The sequence below is a fragment of the Pseudoduganella sp. jia 9 genome (genome assembly GCF_055502615.1).
Genome location: NZ_JBUPWE010000011.1, coordinates 294,533 through 301,050, shown reverse-complemented (window position 1 = coordinate 301,050; position 6,518 = coordinate 294,533). Strand labels below are relative to the sequence as shown.

Genomic DNA, 6,518 nt, shown 5'->3' with positions numbered 1-6,518 from the left:
TGATGACGCGAGGCTCGGGCATCGTCGGGTACAACGTCCAGACCGCGGTCGACGCCAAGCACCACCTGATCGTCGAGCACGAGGTAACCAATATCGGCAGCGACCGCGATCAACTGTCAGGGATGGCTAAGAAGGCCCGCACTGCAATCGGGACCACCACGCTAACTGCGATCGCTGATCGCGGCTACTTCAAAGGCGAGGAAGTCCCGGCATGCAGCCAAGCCGGCATCACTGCAGTAGTGCCAGCGACAAAGACGTCCAATGCCAAGGCCGACGGGCGATTCGACAAAGCCGATTTCGTCTACGATCGGGAGAAGAACGAGTACCGCTGCCCAGCTGGTCAATCCCTGATCTGGCGATTTTCCGGCGTTGAAAAGGGCATGACGCTTCATCGCTACTGGAGCTCGAACTGTAAGGGTTGCCCGCTCAAGGATAAGTGCACGCCGAGCCAGGAGCGCCGGGTGACGCGCTGGGAACACCAGGACGTGCTTGACGACATGCAGGAGCGTCTTGAACAAAATCCGGACGCCATGCGAATCCGGCGTTGCTCGGTCGAGCATCCCTTCGGGACGATCAAGTCATGGATGGGCGCCACGCATTTCCTGACAAAAGGACTCGAGCGTGTGAAGGCCGAGATGAGCCTGCACGTGCTCGCCTATAACCTGAAGCGCTTGATGACGTTACTTGGTGTCGATGGCATGATCGAAGCAGTCAGGGCATATGCCCTTTTACGGGCATTACAACGTGCGTTTGCAGCGGTTACCCTACTGGTTCAGTCGCCGAGCTCGAAAGGTGGGAATAGCTCACGTAGCGCCCCTTCAAACCGCAGAAATGCAGCGGCCGGGTGCAGACTGATCACATCTATCCATTTCTGAGTTTTTACACAGTCTGGGCCGATTGCTGCCGTCCAGTATACGGCTGCTCCCGCCACAAAGCGGACTCTGCCCGACCAGCTGCTTTGGCTAACGACCATCGAACTGATCTGATCAGCAGATATAAGGCCAGCAAAATCCATGGACTTGCTCGGAATTACGCTTCGATTCGGGTCGACCAACTGCACAATGGAGATTAGATACGAGGACGCAAATACATGAGCATCACATTGACCGCTATGTTTATTCAGACAGTTTGCGCATCAGGCGCGCTCGCACAATCTATCTCTCGCCCCGTGTTCAGACACCGCCGGGAGGAACCCGGGCCTGCCTGCCTTGTTGCGCGTCAGTCGATTGGCAAACTGCCTGATGCCGTTGTGTACCGGCACCTTCACGTTTATCCTGACGCACTGTCGGCATGCCATCGACCATGCACGGAGATCCCATACTGCTGGCCTTCGTCCATTGATCTTGGCAACGTTGCCGGTGTCGCCTGGCGCAGCGCGCAGCAGTCACAGGCCCGCACGGTGACTGCCTTTGCGTAGTGCGCCCTGTTTTTACTTGCGGCTGGCCGAACGGCGCAGGCGCCAGCACAGGCCGGCCAGGCCCAGGCTGAACATGGCATATTGCGATGGCTCCGGTACCGGGCTGGCAATAGTGGCGAACGTGTCGGCGTTCATGCCCATGGTGCCGGAGTATGGAGACCAATAGGACCTAATGCTGAGGGACAGTGCGCTCGACTCATCTCCAATGCCGGAGCTACTGACAATAGGGTCATACCATATGGTTTTCCCTCCCCCCGGTTCCTCGTAGGTGAGAAATAATCGTGCCAGGCTGAAACCGAAGCGCGAGCCATCGGAAGTGCTGCTTACGCTGGCGTCGCCACGCACGACGAGCCTGGTATATGGCGTTAGCGAGTATTGGTGGCTTAGGATCGCACTGCTGGCTACCTTGCCTACCGTTCCATGGAAGTTGCTGAACAGGTTCGCATCGCCATTCGCGATGGTGGCCGTTGACGTCCCGTGAGGATCGCCCACATCGACGGCGCCGTCGTTGAGCGAATATTCGAAATACTCCGGTAGCGAATCCAGGCTGGGGTAGTAGCCTGCACTCAGGAAAATGCCGGTATCGCCGAGCGTCAAGGCGGCATCGATACCATCATTCAAGTTGAGATCTATGATTTCCACACTGAAATTGCTAAAAGATGCGCTGGCGGTGGCTTTGGCGTACGAGGTCAGTGGCAGGGCCAGCGCGAGAGCCGCGGCGGCAATGACAGTCAGTTTCATAAATGAATTCCAGTAGTTGGACGGGCGTTATCGAAAATAAGGCAGCTACTTTTCTATTTTAATATGCTTTACGGTTGAGCTTGCTATAAATACATGACGTGCGCAACACGTTGATAAAAAAGCCAGCCGCGAGAGTTGATGAGGATGGTGTCACGCCAAATTGTGCCCGCCCGGTTCCCCGACGGGGGAAAACCGCACAGGCGAGAGGAAATAGACTATTTATTAATAGCTTTTGATTGAGTTGGCCGCCACAGGCAGCGTGGGGTCGCCCATCTGCCGCACTTGCGCCAAGCCCAGCGTCAGTGCCTCGATTTCGAAGCGGTTGAAGGTGCAAGGCCGTAGGCTGCCATCATCGATCAGGGTGTAGCCAAATCCGGCTTCGCCGTCGATGTCGCGGTGGACCGAGCCCACCGACACACCGGTCGCACGGGATAGCGTCTCGGCAGTGACCGGTGCTGGTACGGTGCGCAGGGCTTGCAGGAGTTGGAAGGGGCGTTCGGTACGAACCATTTCCTACTGATAAAAATCGACAGGATCACTGTCTGTAGCAGCACCGCCGTTTCCACTATCCGAAGGAGTTATCCATGGCTATGAGCAATGGCTTCTTCGTATCGTTGCGCAGCGATGATGTCGACACGATCCAGCCATTGTGGAGTGCACTGTCCGAAGGCGCCGTGATGCTCCAAGCTCCAGTGGCAAGTCAGTGGTCGCCCAAGTACTGCATGCTGCGCGACCGGTTCGGGGTTACTTGGGTTGTGGACGTTGTACTGCGAACCTGCAGGCTTCATACCTCAAGGCTCGATGCCGGTACAGCGCGCCGAATAAAGTGCACTTAAAAGCTGCAATTCCAGGGAAGTGCCCTCCCGTCGTAACGTTCAGCGGCACCGGCGCTCAGAATTCACGAGCACTCTTTTCGGCTGCGTACATGTGACTTCAAGCTGCATGTCCGCTTCTGGCCGGTTGCTGTCTGTCGCGACAGGCGGTTCCCGACCCAAAGCGGCCACAATTACATACGGGCAATCGAGTCTTCAAATTCCTTGGCCACCCCTAGTGGATTGGCCGATCGGGTTTGTACGGCAATCTCGTCGTAGTATTCAAGCTCATGCACGATAACTGGAATCGGGCGGGAAAACTGCTGCTCGATGACCCCTTTTTCGTGCAGTGCTCGAGCGATCCGAACACATGCATCCGCGAAGTAAGCAGTTATGTCGCTTCCAATCTGTATACATCGATCAAAGTCGGCTTCCTCATCTTCGTCCGTGTACCAAAGGCTTCGCGACCTCAAAAGCTCTTCTAGCAGTTGTGCGTCTTCCGTCTCAGACACACCAATGAACTCCAGTTCGTTCTGGAGCCAGAATGCGAAGTTCCATTTCGCCTCTTCAACACTGGATGCAGAGGCTGTGCTGTCCGCGACATGCTTCAGGGTGTTGTAGCCCAATTGAAGAACCGGATAACGTGGATCGTCGTCATTGTCGCAAATGAAGAATGACAACGCGTAAATATCTGGGATAACAGATGTATCGATGCCCGCCAACGCAGCATTAATTTTCTTGTAAGAGAACTGTTCAAAATCATTCATAGGCGCTCCTTGCTTGTGCTGCCGTGTGGGTTCGATGTCATTGCGTCCGCTTTTGGCCCGAACCCGGCCGTTCAGCTCAGCGTAGCAGGTCGCCGCAGCGCACTTCTGCCACTCATCTTTTAACCAGATCGAAACAAGTCAAGATACATGACATACGCTGAGACAAAGCCATGTTCGGGATGGGCGAATGCTTCAGGAACTTTGCCTACCCGCTTGAAACCCAGTGAACGGTACAGCGACAATGCGGCGAGATTTGTAGCGACAACTTGGTTAAATTGCATTGCTCGAAATCCTGAAGCCTTCGCTTCTGCAAGGCAATGCTTAACAAGTTTGCGACCTAGCCCTTGCCCCCGAAACTGTTGGTCAACCAAGAAAGTAGCTGTTGCAATATGCGAACCGCGGCCTGGCATATTGGCGCCGTAGCGATACATTCCAAGCAAATCGTCGCCACGATAGGCCACCACACATCCAAATGCGCTGAGCCACTGGCTTTCGATGAAGTCGCCGTCAATGCCGCGCTGGAAAGGTAGCGTATCGCCTTCGCTGGAAACTGACCGCAGTAATGAAAGCATCGCACTCGCATCAGCTAGGGCCGCTTTACGAAACGTAAGTTCACTCATGATGTCGGATCTCCAAATTTATAGAATGTTCGCCTTTGCTGAATCCGACAATTTCTCTGTCAAATCTTGGAGAGTCCACCCTCCGCGACTGTCCGCCCTTGGCCGAAATCGGGCTGTTGCAGGATAGCAGGTTGCCAAGGGTGCGAAAGACTCAAAGGTTTATCTCTCGGCGCTCAGGACAGCGCTGAGCAGGCGCGGATAGTTCACTTAACTTCGCTACGCTTGCTCAGCACAATAGCTTCAATCCTCCCGGACTGCCCCGCGATCACCGTGTGCTTCGCCCGGTACGGCGCATAGCCCTGCGCGGCGATCGTCAGTTCATAATCGCCATCAGGCACGCCGACAAAGGAAAACATGGCGCGGGCCGCGTCATCCCGGCCGGCCAGATAGCTGTCGATGCCCAGTTCCGCACGGCTCGTGTCGGGCACCAGCGTGCGCCTGACCTGGCCGTTGGACAAAGTGATGCTTTCGATCCGGATGTCGGTGTGCGGTCCATGGAAGCTGCCCGCGGGGTTTTCTCCCGGCTTCACGTCGGCGCCGATGTAGCCGAACAGGGCGCCTACCGGGAAAAGTTCGATGTCCAGCTCCGGCGCTTGTCCGGCGCCGATCGTCACTGTGCGTTTTGCCGCACCGGCGCTGAATCCATGCGACACGACCCCCACCTCGTAGACGCCCGGAGCAAACGGTCCCAGCCGGCGGCCGCGGTCGCCCGCCAGGATGGGCACGACGATGCGGCCCAGCGATGCATCGGCCGGCGTGAGCACCAGCAGGGGTTCGGCCGGCGTCAGCCCGGCGGCGCCGCGATAGCGCAGCGCCACGCGCACATGGCCGCCCGGCGCGGCGGCGGCGTTGCCGGGCCTGCCCATGGTGGACTCGAGTACCGCCGCGTAGCGTTCGAAGACCTGCGGCGAGCGCAGGATGCTGGTGTGGTCTTCGTCGAATCCATAGATCATGCGCGCCTCGGCCTGCGCCTGCGGACGCAGTTCGCTGGCGAGCGTGATGGCGCCGTCGGTATTGCTGGACCGCAGGAGGCTGTAGCGCCCCGCATGGCCGAAGAACAGGTAGTAATCCGTATTGCCCGGGAGCGGGCGCTGGTAGAGCGACTGGATGAAGCGCCCGCCGGCCTGCATGTCGTTCCAGGATGGCACTACCGCCGGGGAGTACGCCACGCCTTTGTCCGCCATGGCGTCGCCTCCCCAGGGTGTCGACAGCGACACGAACATCTTCTGGGCCGACAGCTGCGCGCCGTAGTTCGCCAGGAAATTGCGGACGACCAGGCCCCCCATGCTGTGCGCGGTAAAGACGATGCGGTCGAAGTGGTGGGTGCGCTGGAGGTTGATCAGCTTCCAGTACAGCAGGTAGGAAATCGAGTCGAGCGCGGCGCCGGACGGGTAGTAGAAGAACCAGGGCTGGTAGCGCTTGCGGTCGAGGTGCTCGAAGAAATACCGCCACTCCTGCGGCGAGCCGCCGATGCCATGGACGAACAGCACCGGAATCCTGGACGGGTCGTACTTCTCCAGGAAGTACACATTGCCGCCCGCGCTGCGGAAGAATTCGGTGGGCGTCCAGTAGCCGGTGCGCGCGAACTGCGCCGAAAACAGCGGGGCATCGAGGTCGGCGATGGCGCCAGCCTGCGTGCTGTGCGGCGTCGCGGGCGGCGTATCGGCGACAGCGGTGCCGACCGGGAGTTCGGTCGGCCCGCCGGTCACCGAAAAATTGAGCTCGACCACGGTGCCCGTGCCGTTCGCCGCGACGGGCCCGGGCTTGAACTGGCCAGCCGCTTCGCCCGCGTCGAGGCGCAGATTGCGGTTGGCGTCGGCAAATGCGGCGATCAAATAGTGGCCCCTGGGCACCAGCAGTTCGTATCCTCCGGCTTCGTGCAGCACCGTATGGTGTACCGGCACGAGCGCGCCGTCGCTGCGCGTGAAGGCGGCAACCACCATGGGGACATCCGGCGGGGCGGTACTGGCGACGCGGCCGACCAGCACGGTCGAGGAATAGAAGACCTGTGCATCGCCGCTGACCTTGACGAAGCTGCAGGCGTTGAGCAGGCAGCACGACAGTGCGGCGACGACGGCGGAAAGCGGGCAGTGAAGCGGGGAGGGACGCGGGAAGGAAGGCGGGAAGGAAGGCGGGAACGATGGCATGCGGCGCTCTGCTG

The 6,518-nt window shown here is 58.8% G+C and carries 5 protein-coding genes and 1 pseudogene; 1 reads left to right on the top strand and 5 read right to left on the bottom strand.

Going from position 1 to position 6,518, the window contains the following annotated elements; genetic code table 11:
• A pseudogene (locus ACY34H_RS16705) lies at nucleotides 1-719 on the top strand (transposase); the annotation flags it as partial.
• A gap of 710 nt (nucleotides 720-1,429) precedes the next feature.
• On the opposite strand, the gene ACY34H_RS16700 reads toward ACY34H_RS16705, so the two are convergent.
• The 5 genes from ACY34H_RS16700 to ACY34H_RS16680 all read right to left on the bottom strand — a co-directional run bounded on the left by ACY34H_RS16700 (nucleotide 1,430) and on the right by ACY34H_RS16680 (nucleotide 6,504).
• Nucleotides 1,430-2,158 (bottom strand): PEP-CTERM sorting domain-containing protein, encoded by a 729-nt coding sequence (locus ACY34H_RS16700; protein WP_464978592.1) that lies wholly within the window; start codon nucleotides 2,156-2,158, stop codon nucleotides 1,430-1,432.
• 222 nt (nucleotides 2,159-2,380) lie between these two features.
• The gene (locus ACY34H_RS16695; RefSeq protein ID WP_464978591.1) at nucleotides 2,381-2,668 is read right to left on the bottom strand and encodes a helix-turn-helix transcriptional regulator; all 288 of its coding nucleotides are present in this window, start codon (nucleotides 2,666-2,668) and stop codon (nucleotides 2,381-2,383) included.
• Nucleotides 2,669-3,164: 496 nt separating this feature from the next.
• Complete coding sequence (locus ACY34H_RS16690) at nucleotides 3,165-3,737, bottom strand: hypothetical protein (RefSeq protein WP_464978590.1); 573 nt, start codon at nucleotides 3,735-3,737, stop codon at nucleotides 3,165-3,167.
• 119 nt (nucleotides 3,738-3,856) lie between these two features.
• Complete coding sequence (locus ACY34H_RS16685; RefSeq protein ID WP_464978589.1) at nucleotides 3,857-4,357, bottom strand: N-acetyltransferase family protein; 501 nt, start codon at nucleotides 4,355-4,357, stop codon at nucleotides 3,857-3,859.
• A gap of 203 nt (nucleotides 4,358-4,560) precedes the next feature.
• Nucleotides 4,561-6,504, bottom strand: coding sequence for an alpha/beta hydrolase (locus ACY34H_RS16680; RefSeq protein WP_464978588.1), 1,944 nt, complete (start codon nucleotides 6,502-6,504; stop codon nucleotides 4,561-4,563).
• Between the last annotated feature and the right edge of the window lie 14 nt (nucleotides 6,505-6,518).